Here is a 16,913-nt window from a genome sequence, read left to right as displayed (position 1 = left end):
CTGTGACTCCTCAAAGAATGTGGGGGGCAATATGTGCTGCAATCAATTCAATCGAACGCAGGGTATCCGGGTGCGAGGGTTCCACCGAATGCACCTGGAATGAAATATCCGTCGCGCGCGCCAGAACGGTATCGGCTTGCAGCGAGGCGAGTACGGTTTCAGGCGCGCCAATATGCGCGTCAAACTGGCGGCGATAATCCTTTACGCTATCGCCGGTTATCTGATGTCCGGCGGCACGATGCTGCTGAGCCTGTTTTGTCAGCCCGGGTGTTGCCACCGTTAATGCATAGTCATCGCTGTCGGCGACGAACGCTGTTCGCGAGGCCAGAATACGTGGCGCGACACCCGCGGGCAGGGCATTCAGATAGGCATCAACGATCGGGTTCTGGATTTCATCCAGCGTCAAATCCAGCCTGTCTGCCGGGCGGGGTTGCGTGCGTGAAAGCATCAGCCCGTGCCCGGCTTGTGCCGCACGTATGGCTCCTTCCACCGAAAAGGTCGCAATCCATACCCGCTGGTTAAGCTGTGGTGCGGGTGGGTAAAGATGATTGTCGGGATGGGTGAGCGAATCCCCGCCCCAGGCGCTCTGGATAACATGCAGATGTTCAGCAAATACGGCGGAACGTGCCTCAAACGTCAGGCCAAACGGCAGGAATGAGGTCGGCGTGCCGCCCGAGCCAAAGCCCACTTCCAGGCGGCCATTTGCCAGCAGATCCAGCACGGCGGCGTCTTCCGCCACGCGCAGCGGGTTTTCCATCGGTAACGTGATGATGGCGGTTCCCAGACGAATATTGCGCGTATGCGCCGCCACATGCGCCAGAAATAACAGCGGAGAGGGCAGCCCGCCTTCGTGTTCATGAAAGTGGTGCTGCGCAATCCAGGCACTGTCGAAACCGCTGCGCTCTGCGTGCTGGATTTGTTCTGTTGCCAGGCGGTAACGTTCTTTTGGCGTGGCCTCATCCAGCAGTCGGGTGAAAAATCCCAGGCGTTTTCGCGTCATGCGAACTCCTCCGTAACGGGTGAAAAATGGGGAATGGCGTCAATCAGTTCACGGGTGTAGCTGTTCTGCGGTGCGGCAAACAGCGCCTCTACTGCACCATGTTCTACAACCTGCCCGCTACGCAGCACCGTCACGCTGTGCGCTATGCGGCGAACGGTCGCCAGATCGTGAGTGATAAAGAGATAGGTCAGCCCCAGCTGTTGCTGTAACTGCTGGAGCAGGGCCAGGATTTGCGCCTGTACCGTGACATCCAGCGCCGAAGTGGCTTCATCCAGCACCAGGATGGTCGGTTCAAGGATCAGCGCCCGTGCAATAGCCACACGCTGACGCTGCCCGCCGGACAGTTCGCGTGCCGTTCTGCTCAGGAGCTCTGCGGGTAACGCGACACGCCGGGCAACACTCTCGACGCACGTTTTACGTTCCGTTTTATTGAGACGGGCAAAGTTTTTCAGGGGTTCTTCGATTACTTCAAAAAGGGTTTGCCGCGGATCCAGTGACGCAAACGGGTTCTGGTATACAAACTGGATTTTCTGTCGCAGCTGGCGGCGCGCCTCATTACTTAAGGTGGTGGCGTCGATATCGTCAATTACTACGCGGCCGCTGTCGGCCTGCTCGAATCCCAGTAAAATGCGTGCGAGGGTGGTTTTCCCGGAGCCCGATTCGCCCACCAGGGCGTGGGTACTGCCGCGTGTCACATCGAAGCTCACCTGATCCAGTGCCTGGAGCTGATGACCTTTACCCAGCGAAAAATGTTTGCTGATCCCCTGCGCGCGAATAGCCGGTGATGCCAACGGTAAACCTGATACCGGGGCAATGGTCAGCCGTTGTCCCTGGAGATCGCTTAACAACTGCCGAGTGTAGGCGTGTTGCGGAGCACGCACGATATCTGCTGTGGCGCCGTGTTCCTGCACCTCTCCGTGGCGGAACACCAGCAGTCTGTCGGCTCGCTGTGCGGCAAGGGCAAGGTCGTGGGTGACAAACAGCACGGCCGTACCGGACTCACGACGCAGCACATCCAGTAAATCGAGAATGCGCTTTTGCACCGTGACGTCCAGCGCACTGGTCGGTTCATCGGCGATGATCACGTCCGGGCGCAGGGCAATAGCGATGGCAATCAACACGCGTTGCTTCATTCCTCCGGAAAGCTGATGCGGGTACTGTTTCATGCGTTGTTGCGGGTGGCTTAACCCCACTTTGGTTAACAGCGCTAATACCTGTTCATCCCGCTGGGCGGTGGTGATTTTCTGATGGATCTGAATAATTTCGCCCACCTGCGCGCCGATGGTCTGAACCGGGTTCAGTGAGTTGCCGGGGTCTTGCGGGACAAGGCTAATCCGCGTGCCGCGCAGGGTATCGAGCCGTTTAGCAGACCAGTGGCTGATCTCTTCACCATTCAGCAGAATGCTACCGCCATCGCGGCGGGCGTTGTCTGCCAGCAGACCAATAATCGCCTGCGCGGTCGTCGTTTTGCCCGATCCGGATTCGCCAACAAATGCCAGCATTTCGCCCCGTTTTAACGTAAAGCTGACGTTATGGACCACTTCACGCCACTGGCGTCCGGTGCGGTAGCTGAGGCTGAGGTTTTCTACGCTGAGAACGGTCATACACGGCCTCCGCTGAACTGCTGGCTGATACGGTTGGTGGCAAGCACCACCGCGATGACGACAATGCCCGGGAAGGTGGTTAACCACCAGGCGGTGGAGAGATAGTTACGTCCCTCAGCGATCAGTAATCCCCATTCCGGGACGGGCGGTGGCGTGCCATAGCCGAGAAAACTCAGCGTAGAGAGCGCCAGAATCGCCTGGCCAAACTGTAAGGTGGCAAATGCCAGCACCGCAGTGAGCGAATTGGGAAGAATGTGTCGCCACAGCACGGCCAGAAATGTGCCGCCGCTGCCAAATGCTGCTTCGACATAATCGGTATGGCGAATACGGACCACTTCACCACGAGCCAGCCGGGCGAAGCTGGCGATAGAGGCTACCCCGACGGCAATGGCGGCGTTTACAGTGCCAAAACCGAGCAAAATAATCACTGTCAGAGAGAGCAGCAGGGACGGAATAGACAGCAGCACATCGACAAAACGCATCAGCAAGGACTCAACGCGCCCGGCAAAAGCACCGGCAATAACACCAAGCCCTGTACCCACCACTAATCCCATGGTTACCGCAGCCAGCGCAGCGCTCAGGGAGTGTGATGCGCCGTAAATAATGCGCGTATACACATCCCGGCCAAGCTGGTCGGTACCGAGCCAGTGGCCCGCCTGCGGCGCCAGACGTTGCGCTCCCGCAATACCTTCAATCGGGCTGTAGTGGGTGAGCAGACCCGGCGCGAAGGCGGAAAACGCGGCAAGCACAATCACAGCCCAGGCCAGCCATAATCCGGGCTGCCACGGAATACCGGGCAACCGGGGCACGCGTTTTCGTGCGGCCGCGGCGTAATCAACAAGACTCATTGGGCACCTCCGGTGACGGTTTGCAGGCGAGGGTCGAACAGCGGCATCAGCAGATCCACCAACAGGTTAATCAGGACAAACCCCAGGGCCGAAATCATCACTATCGCCTGGAGCACGGCGATATCCTGATTATTCACCGCCTGCTGGGTCAGCTGGCCCAGGCCGCTGCGCCCGAAGACGGTTTCAGTGATAAGCGCCCCGGCAATCAGTTCGCCCAGCAGCAAACCGGCAATGTTCAGCACCGGCAGCAGGGCGTTACCCGTGACGTGACGCCACAGAACGGCGGTCTCACTCAGCCCTTTAGCACGCGCTACGGCGACAAACGGCTGGGATGCAACCTGGTCCAGGCTGCGCATGAAAATCTGTGCCAGCGGGGCGGAGATCGGAATGGCGACGGTCACGATCGGCAGGATCAGGCCTTGCAGCGGCGTTGGGTTAATGACCGGGATCCATTTCAACTGGAACGAAAAGAGCTGAATTAAGGCGATACCCAGCCAGAATGTCGGCAGCGAGATAAACAGCACCGGCAAAGACTGAATGGTATTGCTGAGCCAGTGCAAACCCGGCAGGCGCGAAGCAAAAGCCAGTGCGAAAGCCAGTACCACCGCCAGCGCAAACGCCGGGAGCGCCAGGCACAGGGTATCCGGTAGATTGCTGGTAATCAGCTCGCTGACCGGGACACCCGCCTGAAGCGAGTAGCCGAAATCCCCGCGTAACATGGCAAACAGCGTATGGCCATACTGCTGCCACAGCGGGCTGTCAGCCCCGTAAGCTACGCGCATCTCCTGAATTTGCGCCGGGCTTAAACCAAGATCAGGGTTCTGAAATTTGATCAGCACCGCATCACCCGGCAGCACCTGAAGCAGCACGAACGAAAGGGTAAAGGCGGCCCATAACACCAGAAGCCCGTGGCCTGAACGTCGAAGCAGTGCGTGGCTCATGTCCGACTCCTTAATGTTTCTCAATCCACGCACCGTAGAACGACGGGCGGCCAACGGCTTCAAAATTCACCCCTTTGAGCCAGGGCGCACCGGCAAAGACCTGCGGCTCTTCGAAGATGGGGATCACGTAGGCGTTGTCCAGCAGATAGCGCTGTGCATCCCCTGTCAACTGAAGGCGTTTTTGCGGATCCACTTCTGCGGAAATATTCACCAGCAACTCGTTCAGCTTGTCGTCGCGGAAACTTTTGACCTTGTCGCTGGAACCGCCTTTTTGCAGCAGTGCATCGCGGTTAGCGGGGTAGAACATGCTTTTCACCACGTCCGGGTCGGCGCGGCCCACTTCAGAAACCGTCAGCGGTGTTTTTAACGGGTCGAGATTATCCAGCGTGCGGCTTCCGGCATCACCGGCTTTGACGCTCAGTGCCACGCCAACCTGACGCCACTGCTGGGCGACCAGCTGTAATACCTCTTTATTTTGTGGCTGTGGCAGAGATTCATAGATGGTCAGCGCCAGGCGTTGCCCGTCTTTGGCGCGGATCCCGTCGCTGCCCGCTTTCCAGCCGGCATCGTCGAGTAATGCGTTGGCTTTGGCCGCATCGAAGGTCAGTTTGTCGCTCAGATCTACAAAGCCCGCGGCGGAACCGGCAATAACGGATTTTGCCTGCGGGTAATTGGGTGAGAAGAGGGTGTCCACGACCTGCTTCGCGTTTGTTGCGTGGAGCAGCGCCTGACGAACCCGAACATCGGCAACCAGCGGGTTATCCGGGCGGAAGCTGATACTGTCGTTCACCCCTCGAGTCGGTGCGGCATAGATGTGATAACCCTGATCCGTGGCCTGTTTTTCGTCATACGCCTGCACCTGACGAATCAAATCTGCCTGGCCTGCCAGCAGGGCGCCAATGCGAACGCTGTCTTCCTGGGTGACAATAAACTTAATACCGTCGAGGTTGGCCGGGCCTTGCTGGGCCAGGTTTTTGGGCCCCCATTGATAGTCTTTACGCGCCTCGAGCGTCACTTCGCGCCCCAGCTTTTCGTCTTTCACCACGAACGGCCCGGAACCAATAATATGGCGGGCATCACCCAACTCTTCGAAATTACGCTTCAGCGTACTGAGCGACACCAGGCCCGAACCGATGGTGGCCGTACCCTGTAAGAATCCCGGCGACGACTTTTTAAAGAAGAACTTCACGGTGAGCGGGTCGACCACTTCGCTGTGATCGTAGTTATTGATCACCTCAGAAACCGGCAGGCGCTGCGCCTTATTCCCCAGGCCATAGGTGTCGAAGTTTTTCGCCACGGCGTTGGCGTCGAGCGGTGTGCCGTCAGAGAACGTGATCCCCGGGCGGATCTTAAAGGTGTATTCGGTTTTATCGGCGTTTGTGCTCCAGCTTTCCGCCACCCAGGGTTCAACCGCCAGCGTCTGCGGGTTCTGCCAGGTCAGTTTGTCGGTTATCTGATTCAGAATGCCGCCGTTAGGGTAAAAGCCACCGGCGGGCGGATAAAGGTTGGTATGCGCCTGTTGTTCCAGATAGATAAGCGTGCCGCCTTTAACTGGCGTATCAGCCGCGTAAGCCGCCGTGGTAGCCAGAATCAGCGCTGTCAGCAGCGGCAGGCGAAATGGGGTTTGCATGGTGAATTCCTTTGTTATCTTCTTGTTAGCGTCGGATTCATCATCGGGCGCGGGGGAAAACAAGGGAACAAAGGAATTGAGATAAGGTTTGCCGGAAACTGAAAATGAAAACGCCCCATCAGCGAGGCGTTGAAAGCGTACTACACAAATTTAGCCAGCGGATCGGCAGCAGCAAAAGCCACGGTTTTATCTGCGGCAGGTGGGTAGATAAGTTCGTTAGTGATGGCGATTTTGATTTTCTTTGCCTCTTCACGAACAGACTTCACCTCCTGTTCCCAGCCTTCGGTATACACCGCGCCCCAGGCACCTAAATCGAGGCAGGTGACATAATTCACCTGGCGATAAGGGTACGGCTCGATATTTAACAGGCTGGCCGCAGCGTTGTGCCCGGCAAATTTACCCAGCTGGATCGCATGCTGGCAGGTCATCAGCGCCGTGTTGCCCACATCGTCGGTTTTGGCGTGCGCCATATCGCCGGTGGCGTAAATGTCCGGGTGAGCGGGCACTTGCAGGCTCTCTTCAACAATCAGACGCCCCTGATTATCACGTTCGCCTTCAATCTGCTGGTTAAGCGGGCTGGCTTCTACACCGGCGGTCCAGACTACGGTTGAAGACGGGATGTGCTCGCCATTTTTCAGGGTAACGCCGTCAGCATCAATGGCTTCGATTTCACTGTTCAGACGCCATTCCACACCCAGCGATTTGCTCGCCTCTTCAATGGTATTGCGCAGCGCTTCGCTGTAGCGACCACCGATAACCGCACTGCGTTCAACTACGATAACTTTAGTCTCTGTATCTTCTCCGAAACGCGCACGAAGACGGGCAGGGAGTTCGGTTGCCAGTTCAATACCGGTAAACCCGCCGCCACACACGACAACGGTGTTACGTGCCGCTGTTGACGGGCGAGCCACCAGGGAATCGAGGTGTTTTTCGAACACCTGGGCAGATTCTAACTGGTCGATATCAAATGCATAGTCGGCAAGCCCGGCAATGGCTGGGCGGCGGGTCTGGCTGCCCGTGGCCAGTACCAGTTTATCGTAGGCGGCAGACGATGTAGTGCCGTTCGCATCACGGTAAAAGACCGTTTTTTCTTTAGCATCAATGCGTTCTGCGCTGCCGGCGATAAACGCAATACCCAGTTCTGCAAACAAATCGTTCAGCGGTGCAACCAGCGTGGACACCTTCTCTTCATAAAAGCGCGGGCGAACGCGCAGCTCAGGGACGGGTGCCAGCACGGTGATCTTCAGGTCATGACCTTTTGCCAGGTCGGCCAGGCGCGCTGCACTTACCGCTGCCCACATACCGGAAAAACCACTGCCCACAATTAAAATTTGCTTCTTCATATTCGATCCTTTTGATCGTCAGGCTGTATGTCTGACATAACTGCAACTATACTTGTCGTAGTTAACTGCGACAACTTTTTTCTGAGTTAAAATTAAAAGTTGCCTGAAATCAGTTTGTTAAAGCAAAAAGGTAGGGAGAGGTGTTTTTCCTTCGAGGAACATCGCTATAATGACCAGGATTATTGACTTCGGAGTTAACCATGGCTTTTTACAGTTCCGGTGTGGAATATGGCATTCACAGCCTGATGTGTATGGTGGATGCGAAAGGCAACGAACGTGAGATGAGCGTCAGAGAGATGGCGGCCTTACAGGGCGTGCCATACGATTATCTGGGCAAAATTTTCACCCGGTTGTCCCGCGCGGGTCTGGTGATCAGTACCGAAGGCAAGGGCGGCGGATTCAAACTGGCTCGCCCGGCGGAGCTGATCACGGTGCTGGATGTGGCTCACGCCATCGACGGTGAAAAGAACATGTTTGAGTGCCGGGAAGTGCGCCAGCGTCTTGCTGTTTTCGACGAAACCCCGCCCGCCTGGGTGTGCGATGGGCCATGTGGTGTCCGTTCAGTGATGGACAGTGCGCAGCAGAGAATGGAAGAGGAACTTTCGCGCCACACGATCCTCGATCTGACCCGCAAGATGTTCCGTAAAGCGCCGGATACGTTTCAGATTGAAGTGCAGGAGTGGATTGCTGACAGGCGCAGTACGAACTGACGCCTTCACGCCAGCCCTCTCCCCAACGAGGAGAGGGAAGGATAGAGATTACGAACGTAAATCAATCACCATACGGCCACGGATTTGACCCTGTTCCATCTCTTTGAAGATAGCGTTGATATCTTCCAGCGGACGCATTGTTACTTTCGGAACAACTTTACCTTCGGCGGCAAACTGGAACGCCTCCAGCAGATCCTGACGCGTACCGACAAGTGACCCCACAACCTGAATACCGTCCAGCACCAGACGTGGAATGTCCAGGCTCATGGCTTCCGGCGGCAGGCCGACGGCGACCACGCGGCCACCTGCGCGAACCGCATCCACCGCGGAGTTAAACGCCGCTTTTGCTACTGCGGTAACTACTGCGGCATGTGCGCCACCGGTTTTAGCCTGGATAACCTTTGCGGCATCTTCGCTTCGGGAGTTCACGGTCAAATCAGCACCCATACTGGCCGCTAATTTCAGCTGTTCGTCATTAACGTCAATGGCAATAACTTTGGCATTGAACACGTTTTTGGCGTATTGCAGTGCAAGATTACCCAGTCCGCCGAGACCGTAAATCGCAATCCACTGGCCTGGTTTGATATAAGAGATTTTCACCGCTTTATAAGTGGTAACCCCGGCACAGGTAATACTGCTGGCGGCGGCAGAGTCGAGACCATCCGGGACTTTTACCGCGTAATCGGCGGTCACGATGCACTCCTGCGCCATGCCGCCGTCTACGGAATAACCGGCGTTTTTAACATCACGGCACAGGGTTTCATTACCGGTATTACAGTATTCACAATGTCCGCAGCCTTCGAAGAACCACGCCACGCTTGTCCGATCGCCAACCTTAAGTGAGGTGACGCCCGGCCCAATCTCTTTCACGATGCCAATCCCTTCATGGCCCAGGATAACCCCGGTCTTATCCCCGAAGTCACCGTTCTTAACATGCAGATCGGTGTGGCAAACGCCACAGCATTCCATCGTTAACAGCGCTTCGCCATGTTGCAGCGGACGCAGGGTTTTTTCAGCGATATTCACCTGATGATCGTGGGTGACAACAGCAGCCTTCATATGTTTCTCCTTATTCATTATGAGATTCTGCATAGCAGGTACAGCGTATATGAGAATACGTCTTACTCCTTAAGGATTAGAGTTTTGTCGTTGTTATGCAAGGCCGCAGCAACATAATGTCATCATTTTATTCAGTTTTTGTTCATTAATGCGGCGAAATGGCATCAACCCCCTCAATATAGGGGGCGGTAAAAAACTGACAAAAAACTGTCATGGCTCTGACATGATCCAAACGTAACGTGTTGTCTTCCTAATAACCGAAGAGTTAAAAGACAATGCATCTGGTGAAAAAACTTATCGCAATCAGCGTTTTCCTGTCCGCTTCCGTTCAGGCACAAAACATCCTCGAATTCCCTCAGCCGGAGAACAACCCGGAAGAGTTCTATGCCGTTACGGAAATCCCGGCAGGCGGCATTATCAAATATGAAACCGACGCCAAAACAGGTTTTATCGTTGCTGATCGTTTCCAGTCCATGCCTGTGGCTTATCCGGCTAACTATGGTTCCCTGACACAATCTCTGGCTGGTGACGGTGATCCGCTGGACGTGATTTTCTATACCCGTGCGCCAATGGCACCGGGTACGCTCATCAAACTGCGTGCGATTGGCGTGCTGAAGATGGTGGATGGCGGTGAGAAGGACGATAAAATCGTGGCTGTTCCTGCGAGTAAAATCGACCCAACTTACGACGATATCAAAGAACTGAAAGACCTGCCGAAAATTGAAGTGCAGCGTCTGGAGTCATTCTTCCGCGTCTACAAACAGCTGCCGGAAGGGCGCAAAAAAGTTGAGCTGAGCGGCTTTAACGATGCGGCGACCGCGAAGCAGGAAATTAAACAGGCATGGGATGCCTGGAAAGAGAAAAAACCACAGTAATACTCTGGCCCGGCGGGGTTAACCGCCGGGCGCAGATTTACAGCTGTGCTTCCAGCTCCTCTATTTCTTTACGCCATTGTGCCTGCAACTGCGGCTTTTGATGCTTCGGCTTGCGCGCTAAGTCCTCTGCAAGCAGTGTCTCCAGCGCCACCAGTCTTTCCAGCACATCGTCATACGGCGACGGTGTTTTGTCTCGTGGTAGCGCGGTATCGACCGATTGCGTCAGCCCCGAACTTTCACGCAGACGCTCGAACACGGCGTCGGCATCGTGCCATTCGCTGAGCTTACCGTCTTCAATCAGCCAGAAACGATTGCAGCTCTGAGCGATCAGCTGTCGGTCGTGGCTAACCAGCAGTACACCGCCCTCAAACTGTTGCAGGGTATCGGCTAGCGCCTCTTTGCCTTCCATGTCCAGGTGGTTGGTTGGTTCATCCAGCATCAGAAGGCTGTAACGTGCGAGCGTCAGCCCGACAAACAGCAGGCGAGAGCGCTCGCCGCCGCTGAGGGTGCTGACCAACTGCCCATGACGCGCCCACGGGAAGCCAGCACTAATCAGCGCCATTTTGCGATCCTGCGGGTTAGGCGCAAAGGGTTCCAGCGCGTCCAGCAGAGGGGCATCGTCCGGTAACTGGTGTAGCGTCTGGTCGTAATAACCCGGCGCAACACGTGGGTGGAGTTTCAGCGTGTCCGTTGATTGCTCAGCACTACATTGCTGCCAGATAAGCTTCATCAGGGACGACTTACCACAGCCGTTACGCCCGATAATGGCAACCCGATCATCACTTTTCAGCCGCGCGATGTCCACCGTGAACAAAGCAGGTAAACCCGGCGCCGGAGGCACGTCGAGATTATCCATCTCCAGCAAACGATCGGCCCGTAGCGCATCGCCCCGCAGGGTTAACGTCCACTGGCTGCCGGCAGTGACTTCCGTCTGGCTCTCTTTGAGCCGTTCGACCTGTTTTTCCATCTGCTTGGCTTTGCGGGCGAGATCTTCGTTGTCATAAACCTTGCCCCAGGTCGCCAGCCGTTTCGCACTGGCTGCGACGCGATCGATCTCTTTTTGCTCAGCCTTGTGGCGCAGGGCATCGCTTTCATCCTTCGCGACCAGCGCTTTGCGTGCCGCAGTACAGGGGAGCGCAAAGTAGTGCAGCGTTTTGTCGCGCAGGATCCAACTGCCGTTGGTGACGGCATCCAGTAATTGCCTGTCATGTGATACCAGCACAAAGCTACCGGTCCAGTTTTGTAAAAACTGCTCCAGCCAGAGCATTGTCGGCAGATCAAGGTGGTTACTGGGTTCATCCAGCAGCAGTAGGTCCGGCTCGCTGATCAACGCCCGCGCCAGCAACAGGCGGGTATGTTGCCCGCCGCTGAGGGTGGCAGATTGCAGGGCGGTGTCCTGCGGCGAAAATCCCATGCTGGCCAGCAGCGTTTCCGCTTTCCAGCGCAGGCTGTCACGTTCAGCCGCGGGCAACTGCGCCAGTACGGCATCGAGCATGGTTAGCGGGAAAATTGCTTCCGGCAGATGTTGTTCTACACGTGCCATCATGCAGTGCCCGGCCAGTGCGACCGTGCCCGCCGCGGGGGAGTCTGTGCCGTCCAGTACCTTCAGCAGCGTACTTTTACCGCAGCCGTTATCGCCCAGCAGGCCAATGCGGTCGCCTTTTTTCAGCGTAAAGGAGAGTGAGTCGAAGAGCGTGCCAAACGCCGTATCAACACGTAAAGATTGTGCAGTGAGTAAAGTGCTCATTTGTTGCTTACCCAAGAGTTACAGGCATGTTTATGCCTCGTCAAACATCGCTGACGATAACTCAGTAAGCCCGAGAGAAGGGATTTCAGGGATTGGTGTCTTCGCTCAAGCCGAAGTTATCGCAGCACGATATCGATAACGCTTGAGCTGGTACGATTACCAAATGTATGTGAAAAATGGAAAATTTCACAGTACAGCATAATTGGCCTCCTTATATATTCAGTGGGTTAATGGTTGTTGGAAGTATAATCGAATGCTGCACTATTGCACATTAAGTTTTTTGTCATTATGCCGATACCATTCCATATGAAAACAAAAGGAGATTGAGTGAATGGCATATTTTTACGCCTATCATAGTGCATCGAATACCACCGATTTTGATTACACAAAGGGGTATGGTGTTAGTGCGGAAAGTGAGAAAAAGCTGACTCATGTGAATACAGGCGACTTTGTCTTTGTCATCCAGAATGTGCATAAATCCGTGGGTTACCAGCTATGCGGTCTTTACCGTATTGAAAGCATCGATTTTGAGCAGGATCACGTCTATCCCCATCGTGTGCAGTTGAGCGATGTTTCTGAACTGAATGATTTTATTACCCTTAACCGTCACGAACTGAGCAAAGTGCTGCCTCCTGCGGGTAAAGAAGGTCACTGGGATCGTTTTATGAACCACTTTGCACAGACAGGGCGGACATTTCAGAAGCCTCTGGATGCGTCGGTTATTGCCATCCTTAAGGAACAACTTAACCTGCAAGGTGTGGACAATGAAGATATTCCAGGTAGCGATGAAATAGACTTTTACGACAAAGTCAGCCGGGCATTAAAACTTAAATCTGCGGAAAGAAAAAAACGCCTGAAAAATGCATCTGTTCACCCAACGAAAAAACAGGTTTCCGTCTGGCGTTACGATCGTAATCCCGATGTGGTGGCCGAAGTACTTCTCAGGGCTAAAAATAATTGCGAATGTTGTCATACGCTGGCGCCATTTCAGCGCACGAAGGATGGGGGTTATTATTTAGAAGTTCATCACATTATTCCGCTATCAGAAAATGGGGAAGACAGCGTAGAGAATGCCATTGCCCTTTGCCCGAACTGTCATCGGCAGGAGCATTACGGTGAACAGCGGATAGATAAAAATTGGCGACCCGTCAAAAAATAAGTGGGCCAGCGGCCCACTTACCGTTTTAAATCGAGGTACGGCGATAACTCCGGTATTCCGGCATCCAGAAGTTATCGTCGATGGCTTGTTGCAGCGCATCGGCAGAGGTTTTGATTGCCACGCCTTGCTGCTGCGCCATTTTTCCCACCGCAAAGGCGATAGCGCGGGACACCTTGTGAATGTCTTTCAGCTCTGGCAACACCAGGCCTTCCCCGTTATTGACCAGTGGCGAGTGCTTCGCCAGGGTTTCACTGGCAGACATCAGCATTTCGTCGGTAATGCGCGATGCACCGGAAGCAATAACCCCCAGACCAATTCCCGGGAAGATATAGGAGTTGTTGCACTGGGCGATTGGGTAGGTTTTATCCTTCCACACGACCGGATCAAACGGGCTGCCGGTGGCAACCAGCGCATTGCCTTCGGTCCAGGCGATGATGTCCTGCGGGGTTGCTTCCACACGCGAGGTCGGGTTAGACAGTGGCATCACGATAGGGCGCTCGCAGTGTTTGTGCATCTCACGAATAATCTCTTCGGTGAAGAGACCGGTTTGCCCGGAAACGCCGATCAGAATATCCGGCTTCACGTTGCGCACCACATCCAGCAGGGACAACACTTCGTTATCGGTATCCCAGTTTTTCAGGTTATCGCGTTTTTGTACCAGCTTAGTCTGGAACGGCAGCAGATTTGGCATCGCGTCGGTCAGCAGGCCAAAACGGTCAACCATAAAGACACGGGAGCGCGCCAGCTCTTCGCTTAAGCCTTCACGCTGGGTTTGGGCGATGATCTGTTCGGCAATACCGCAACCCGCAGAGCCTGCACCCAGGAAGACGATTTTCTGATAACTCAGCTGGCTACCTGCCGCACGGCTGGCGGCGATCAGCGTGCCAACGGTCACTGCCGCAGTACCCTGAATATCGTCATTGAAAGAGCAGATCTCATCGCGATAGCGATTCAGCAGCGGCATGGCGTTTTTCTGCGCAAAATCTTCAAATTGCAGCAGCACATCTGGCCAGCGGTGCTTCACGGCCTGGATGAAGTCATCGACAAACTGATAGTACTCGTCGTCAGTGATACGCGGATGACGCCAGCCCATATACAGCGGGTCGTTCAGCAACTGCTGATTGTTGGTCCCCACATCCAGCACCACCGGAAGGGTATACGCCGGGCTGATACCACCACACGCGGTGTACAACGACAGCTTACCGATAGGAATGCCCATCCCGCCGATGCCCTGGTCACCCAGGCCCAGAATACGTTCGCCATCGGTCACCACGATCACTTTGATGTTGTGGTTTGGCACGTTTTGCAGAATGTCATCCATGTTGTGACGGTTCTGATAAGAGATAAATACGCCGCGGGAACGACGGTAGATCTCAGAGAAACGTTCACACGCCGCACCCACCGTTGGGGTGTAGATAACCGGCATCATCTCTTCGAGATGGTTTTGCACCAGACGATAGAACAGGGTTTCGTTAGTATCCTGGATGTTACGCAGATAGATGTGCTTATCGATTTCGGTTTTGAAGCCCTGATACTGGATCCAGGCACGTTCCGCTTGTTCCTCGATAGTTTCAACCACTTCTGGTAACAGGCCGAGCAAGTTGAAGCTGCTGCGCTCTTCCATGCTGAAGGCGCTGCCTTTGTTAAGCAGGGGGAATTCAAGCAGAACGGGTCCGGCATAGGGGATATATAGGGAACGATGTTTTTTCAGTTTGTTGTCCATGTCACTCACTCTTTTTTGAAGATCCGTCCCTGACACTGCGGTTGTCATCTTTCTGGCCTGTGCTGCGGGTTTCGGTCGGGCAGTATTATAGAGGAGCTGAATGTTAATTACCGCAACCGAGAAACAAAAACACCATCGGTTTTGCCGATGGTGTTGTGCGTCATAAGCGGGAACTTACTTCTCAGCGTGGCGTTTTCTGCCCGTTGCATGAGCGATAACCGTTTCATGGTTATCTTCGATTACCACTTTTTTGTGGTTAGAAATCTTGTAGTTCAGTCCCAGAATATGGCGTGCCTTACGGTTCGATTTCATGCGTACTCCTCAATCCTGTTGATAGTTTTAAGGACAACTCCGCGTATGCGGAAGAAATGTAACCCCTTAGGTTGCCAATCCAGCTTAGCAGATTTTCACATTACCACTTCATTTCGCCAGTATTCACTTTGGCGCTCAGTTCCAGGGAACTGGCTTCGGCCAGGTTTGGCCACTGGGTTTTCATGGCATTAATCACGCCTGCGGAATCTTTATGTTGCGCCAGTGCGTCTTCAAACTGCGCCAGATACTGACGGGTAAAGGTAATGGCCTCGCTTCCGGCTGGCGGTGTGCCAAGATAATGCCCGGGGATCACGCGCTCAGGTTTATGTGCTGCCATGCTGTCCAGCGTCTGTTGCCACTGCTGGCGGCTCTCTTTGCTCTGGGTATCGGCGGTCCAGACGTGAATTCCCCATGAAACCCCGGTGCCGCCCAGGATGGTTTTTGCTGACGGGATCCACACATATGTGGCATAGCTGTCGGGCTGCTCAATATCGATTTTTTCACCATCAACCATAAAGGTTGTCGAGGCGATAACCTGCGGGACCACCAGCGTGGTTGGCGCGCCGTCTTTCATCTGCGGGCCCCAGAAGGCGAGCTTGGCATCTTTGGTGGCCTTAATGTGATCAACCACTTTTTGCGTTGCCACGACCTTCGCGTCAGGGAAGGCTTTCACCAGCGGTTGCAGGCCAAAATAGAAATCCGGGTCGCCGGAGGTGATTACAATCTTATTGAGCGTCTTGCCACTGCGACGAATTTTTTCGACCAGCTGCTCGCCGTCTTTCACGCTGAACTGGGCATCAAACAGCACCGCTTCAGTTGGCCCGGACACCAGCGTGGACGACACGGCAAAAATGCCTTTTTCCTGCGGGTTGTAGCTATCAATGGTTAATGGTGCGGCGAAAACAGCCGGAGTAAAAAGGGTGCACAGTACTGCAAGGCGGGTGAGCTTCATCATCATGTCTCTGTTATTCAGGAAAGTCTCTATTGTATGGATTTCTGCATTTGCCAGAATTCCTGAAACAAGACATGCTTAGTTTCATAAATCGAGCAGATGGAGCACAACATGGATCGCGTTATTGCCGCCCAGGTCTATAACCGGATATGCGAACTAGGAAGCCTGAGCGCCGCCTCGCGCTCGCTTGGGATCTCACGCCCGATGGTCAGCCGTTATCTGGAACAGATGGAAAAGTGGGCCGGAACACGGCTGGTAAACCGTTCCACGCGCAGACTGACGCTGACGGCGGCGGGGGAAAAAGTGCTGCTGAAAACGCGCTCACTCTCGCAAATTTCCCAGGAAATAGAAGATCAGTCCGCCAAAGACTTGCCTTCAGGCACCTTGCGGGTGGCCTGCGCGCATTTTACCGCAATGCATATGATTGCCCCTGTGTTGCCTGAACTGTTATCACGCTACCCACAGCTGCGTGTCGAGCTGGATGTGAATAACCACCCTGTGAGCCTGGTCGGTGAGCGTATTGATGTGGCGATTCGTATTACCGATAACCCGGAGCCCGGGATGATTGCCCGGCGTCTGGGGGAGTGTCGCTCGGTACTTTGCGCTTCGCCGCAGTATCTGGCCGCGCGGGGCACACCGCAGTGTCTGGAAGACCTGGCGCAGCATAACTGCCTGCATTACAGCTTCTTTGCCGGGCAGTCCTGGCATTTTGTCACCGGTGAAGGTGAACAGGTGAGCGTGGCGGTCAGCGGGAATCTCAGCGCCAGTATCTCGTCGTTTTTGATGGAGTCGGCGATTCAGAATGGTGGGATCGCCATGCTTCCGGAACGAGAAGCCCAGGTCGCGCTGGCTGCGGGGCGGTTAGTGCCAGTGCTCACGTCATTCACGCCAAAGTCGCTCGCTATTTACGGTATTTATCAGTCACGTGAGTATCAGCCTGCGGCATTGCGGGTGTTCCTTGATGAACTTGCGCGTAACCTGCGTTAATTCATGAGCTACGCTCATTAGCC

The 16,913-nt window shown here is 54.7% G+C and carries 15 protein-coding genes; 4 read left to right on the top strand and 11 right to left on the bottom strand.

The window, feature by feature from the left end; all coding sequences use genetic code 11:
- Window positions 1–10: 10 nt before the first annotated feature.
- The 6 genes from F3J30_RS01030 to F3J30_RS01005 form a co-directional block, all read right to left on the bottom strand.
- Complete coding sequence (locus F3J30_RS01030; RefSeq protein WP_166715352.1) at window positions 11–1,000, bottom strand: putative FMN-dependent luciferase-like monooxygenase; 990 nt, start codon at window positions 998–1,000, stop codon at window positions 11–13.
- A complete protein-coding gene (locus tag F3J30_RS01025) occupies window positions 997–2,604 on the bottom strand; it encodes an ABC transporter ATP-binding protein (protein WP_166715351.1) in 1,608 nt (535 codons plus the stop codon). The genes F3J30_RS01030 and F3J30_RS01025 overlap by 4 nt, the downstream gene beginning before the upstream one ends.
- Window positions 2,601–3,452, bottom strand: coding sequence for an ABC transporter permease (locus F3J30_RS01020; protein WP_166715350.1), 852 nt, complete (start codon window positions 3,450–3,452; stop codon window positions 2,601–2,603). Before F3J30_RS01020 ends, F3J30_RS01025 begins: the two co-directional genes overlap by 4 nt.
- Complete coding sequence (locus F3J30_RS01015; protein WP_166715349.1) at window positions 3,449–4,393, bottom strand: ABC transporter permease; 945 nt, start codon at window positions 4,391–4,393, stop codon at window positions 3,449–3,451. The genes F3J30_RS01020 and F3J30_RS01015 overlap by 4 nt, the downstream gene beginning before the upstream one ends.
- 10 nt (window positions 4,394–4,403) lie before the next feature.
- Entirely contained in the window at window positions 4,404–6,023 is a 1,620-nt protein-coding gene (locus F3J30_RS01010; RefSeq protein WP_166715348.1) for a TIGR04028 family ABC transporter substrate-binding protein, read from the bottom strand.
- 140 nt (window positions 6,024–6,163) lie between these two features.
- Entirely contained in the window at window positions 6,164–7,366 is a 1,203-nt protein-coding gene (locus F3J30_RS01005; RefSeq protein ID WP_166715347.1) for an NAD(P)/FAD-dependent oxidoreductase, read from the bottom strand.
- Between the two features lie 200 nt (window positions 7,367–7,566).
- Between F3J30_RS01005 and F3J30_RS01000 the strand changes: the two genes are divergently transcribed.
- Window positions 7,567–8,076 carry an Rrf2 family transcriptional regulator gene (locus F3J30_RS01000; RefSeq protein ID WP_166715346.1) on the top strand — a complete coding sequence of 170 codons (510 nt, stop codon included), beginning with the start codon at window positions 7,567–7,569 and terminating at the stop codon, window positions 8,074–8,076.
- Between the two features lie 48 nt (window positions 8,077–8,124).
- Here F3J30_RS01000 and adhP read toward each other — a convergent pair whose 3' ends face one another.
- Window positions 8,125–9,135: an alcohol dehydrogenase AdhP gene (adhP, locus tag F3J30_RS00995; protein ID WP_166715345.1), complete on the bottom strand. Its 1,011-nt coding sequence runs from the start codon at window positions 9,133–9,135 to the stop codon at window positions 8,125–8,127.
- 275 nt (window positions 9,136–9,410) lie between these two features.
- Between adhP and F3J30_RS00990 the strand changes: the two genes are divergently transcribed.
- The gene (locus tag F3J30_RS00990; RefSeq protein ID WP_166715344.1) at window positions 9,411–10,010 is read left to right on the top strand and encodes an inorganic diphosphatase; all 600 of its coding nucleotides are present in this window, start codon (window positions 9,411–9,413) and stop codon (window positions 10,008–10,010) included.
- A gap of 37 nt (window positions 10,011–10,047) precedes the next feature.
- On the opposite strand, the gene F3J30_RS00985 is transcribed toward F3J30_RS00990, so the two are convergent.
- Window positions 10,048–11,757, bottom strand: a complete 1,710-nt coding sequence (locus F3J30_RS00985; protein ID WP_166715343.1) for an ABC-F family ATP-binding cassette domain-containing protein — start codon at window positions 11,755–11,757, stop codon at window positions 10,048–10,050.
- Between the two features lie 331 nt (window positions 11,758–12,088).
- Between F3J30_RS00985 and F3J30_RS22540 the strand changes: the two genes are divergently transcribed.
- The gene (locus tag F3J30_RS22540) at window positions 12,089–12,916 is read left to right on the top strand and encodes an HNH endonuclease (RefSeq protein ID WP_247650477.1); all 828 of its coding nucleotides are present in this window, start codon (window positions 12,089–12,091) and stop codon (window positions 12,914–12,916) included.
- Between the two features lie 25 nt (window positions 12,917–12,941).
- Here F3J30_RS22540 and F3J30_RS00975 read toward each other — a convergent pair whose 3' ends face one another.
- The 3 genes from F3J30_RS00975 to F3J30_RS00965 all read right to left on the bottom strand — a co-directional run bounded on the left by F3J30_RS00975 (window position 12,942) and on the right by F3J30_RS00965 (window position 15,903).
- The gene (locus F3J30_RS00975) at window positions 12,942–14,639 is read right to left on the bottom strand and encodes an NAD-dependent malic enzyme (protein ID WP_166715342.1); all 1,698 of its coding nucleotides are present in this window, start codon (window positions 14,637–14,639) and stop codon (window positions 12,942–12,944) included.
- 174 nt (window positions 14,640–14,813) lie between these two features.
- Window positions 14,814–14,951: a stationary-phase-induced ribosome-associated protein gene (gene sra / locus F3J30_RS00970; protein WP_014070340.1), complete on the bottom strand. Its 138-nt coding sequence runs from the start codon at window positions 14,949–14,951 to the stop codon at window positions 14,814–14,816.
- Between the two features lie 100 nt (window positions 14,952–15,051).
- Window positions 15,052–15,903, bottom strand: coding sequence for a Vmh family MBL fold metallo-hydrolase (locus tag F3J30_RS00965; protein WP_166716679.1), 852 nt, complete (start codon window positions 15,901–15,903; stop codon window positions 15,052–15,054).
- A 111-nt stretch (window positions 15,904–16,014) separates the two neighbouring features.
- On the opposite strand from F3J30_RS00965, the gene F3J30_RS00960 reads away from it, so the two are divergent.
- Window positions 16,015–16,890: a LysR family transcriptional regulator gene (locus F3J30_RS00960; protein ID WP_166715341.1), complete on the top strand. Its 876-nt coding sequence runs from the start codon at window positions 16,015–16,017 to the stop codon at window positions 16,888–16,890.
- Window positions 16,891–16,913: the final 23 nt, after the last annotated feature.

Source organism: Enterobacter sp. Tr-810, from assembly GCF_011752765.1.
GTDB lineage: Bacteria > Pseudomonadota > Gammaproteobacteria > Enterobacterales > Enterobacteriaceae > Enterobacter > Enterobacter soli.
This window is presented reverse-complemented; position numbering and strand designations above follow the sequence as displayed.

What these genes read in the sequence shown, in the direction of transcription:
- F3J30_RS01005 (WP_166715347.1), bottom strand. Translation starts at nt 7,366, where the DNA reads ATGAAGAAGCAAATTTTAATTGTGGGCAGTGGTTTTTCCGGTATGTGG.
- F3J30_RS01010 (WP_166715348.1), bottom strand. Translation starts at nt 6,023, where the DNA reads ATGCAAACCCCATTTCGCCTGCCGCTGCTGACAGCGCTGATTCTGGCT.
- F3J30_RS00965 (WP_166716679.1), bottom strand. Translation starts at nt 15,903, where the DNA reads ATGAAGCTCACCCGCCTTGCAGTACTGTGCACCCTTTTTACTCCGGCT.
- F3J30_RS00975 (WP_166715342.1), bottom strand. Translation starts at nt 14,639, where the DNA reads ATGGACAACAAACTGAAAAAACATCGTTCCCTATATATCCCCTATGCC.
- F3J30_RS22540 (WP_247650477.1), top strand. Translation starts at nt 12,089, where the DNA reads ATGGCATATTTTTACGCCTATCATAGTGCATCGAATACCACCGATTTT.
- adhP (WP_166715345.1), bottom strand. Translation starts at nt 9,135, where the DNA reads ATGAAGGCTGCTGTTGTCACCCACGATCATCAGGTGAATATCGCTGAA.
- F3J30_RS01030 (WP_166715352.1), bottom strand. Translation starts at nt 1,000, where the DNA reads ATGACGCGAAAACGCCTGGGATTTTTCACCCGACTGCTGGATGAGGCC.
- sra (WP_014070340.1), bottom strand. Translation starts at nt 14,951, where the DNA reads ATGAAATCGAACCGTAAGGCACGCCATATTCTGGGACTGAACTACAAG.
- F3J30_RS01025 (WP_166715351.1), bottom strand. Translation starts at nt 2,604, where the DNA reads ATGACCGTTCTCAGCGTAGAAAACCTCAGCCTCAGCTACCGCACCGGA.
- F3J30_RS01020 (WP_166715350.1), bottom strand. Translation starts at nt 3,452, where the DNA reads ATGAGTCTTGTTGATTACGCCGCGGCCGCACGAAAACGCGTGCCCCGG.
- F3J30_RS00960 (WP_166715341.1), top strand. Translation starts at nt 16,015, where the DNA reads ATGGATCGCGTTATTGCCGCCCAGGTCTATAACCGGATATGCGAACTA.
- F3J30_RS01015 (WP_166715349.1), bottom strand. Translation starts at nt 4,393, where the DNA reads ATGAGCCACGCACTGCTTCGACGTTCAGGCCACGGGCTTCTGGTGTTA.
- F3J30_RS00990 (WP_166715344.1), top strand. Translation starts at nt 9,411, where the DNA reads ATGCATCTGGTGAAAAAACTTATCGCAATCAGCGTTTTCCTGTCCGCT.
- F3J30_RS01000 (WP_166715346.1), top strand. Translation starts at nt 7,567, where the DNA reads ATGGCTTTTTACAGTTCCGGTGTGGAATATGGCATTCACAGCCTGATG.
- F3J30_RS00985 (WP_166715343.1), bottom strand. Translation starts at nt 11,757, where the DNA reads ATGAGCACTTTACTCACTGCACAATCTTTACGTGTTGATACGGCGTTT.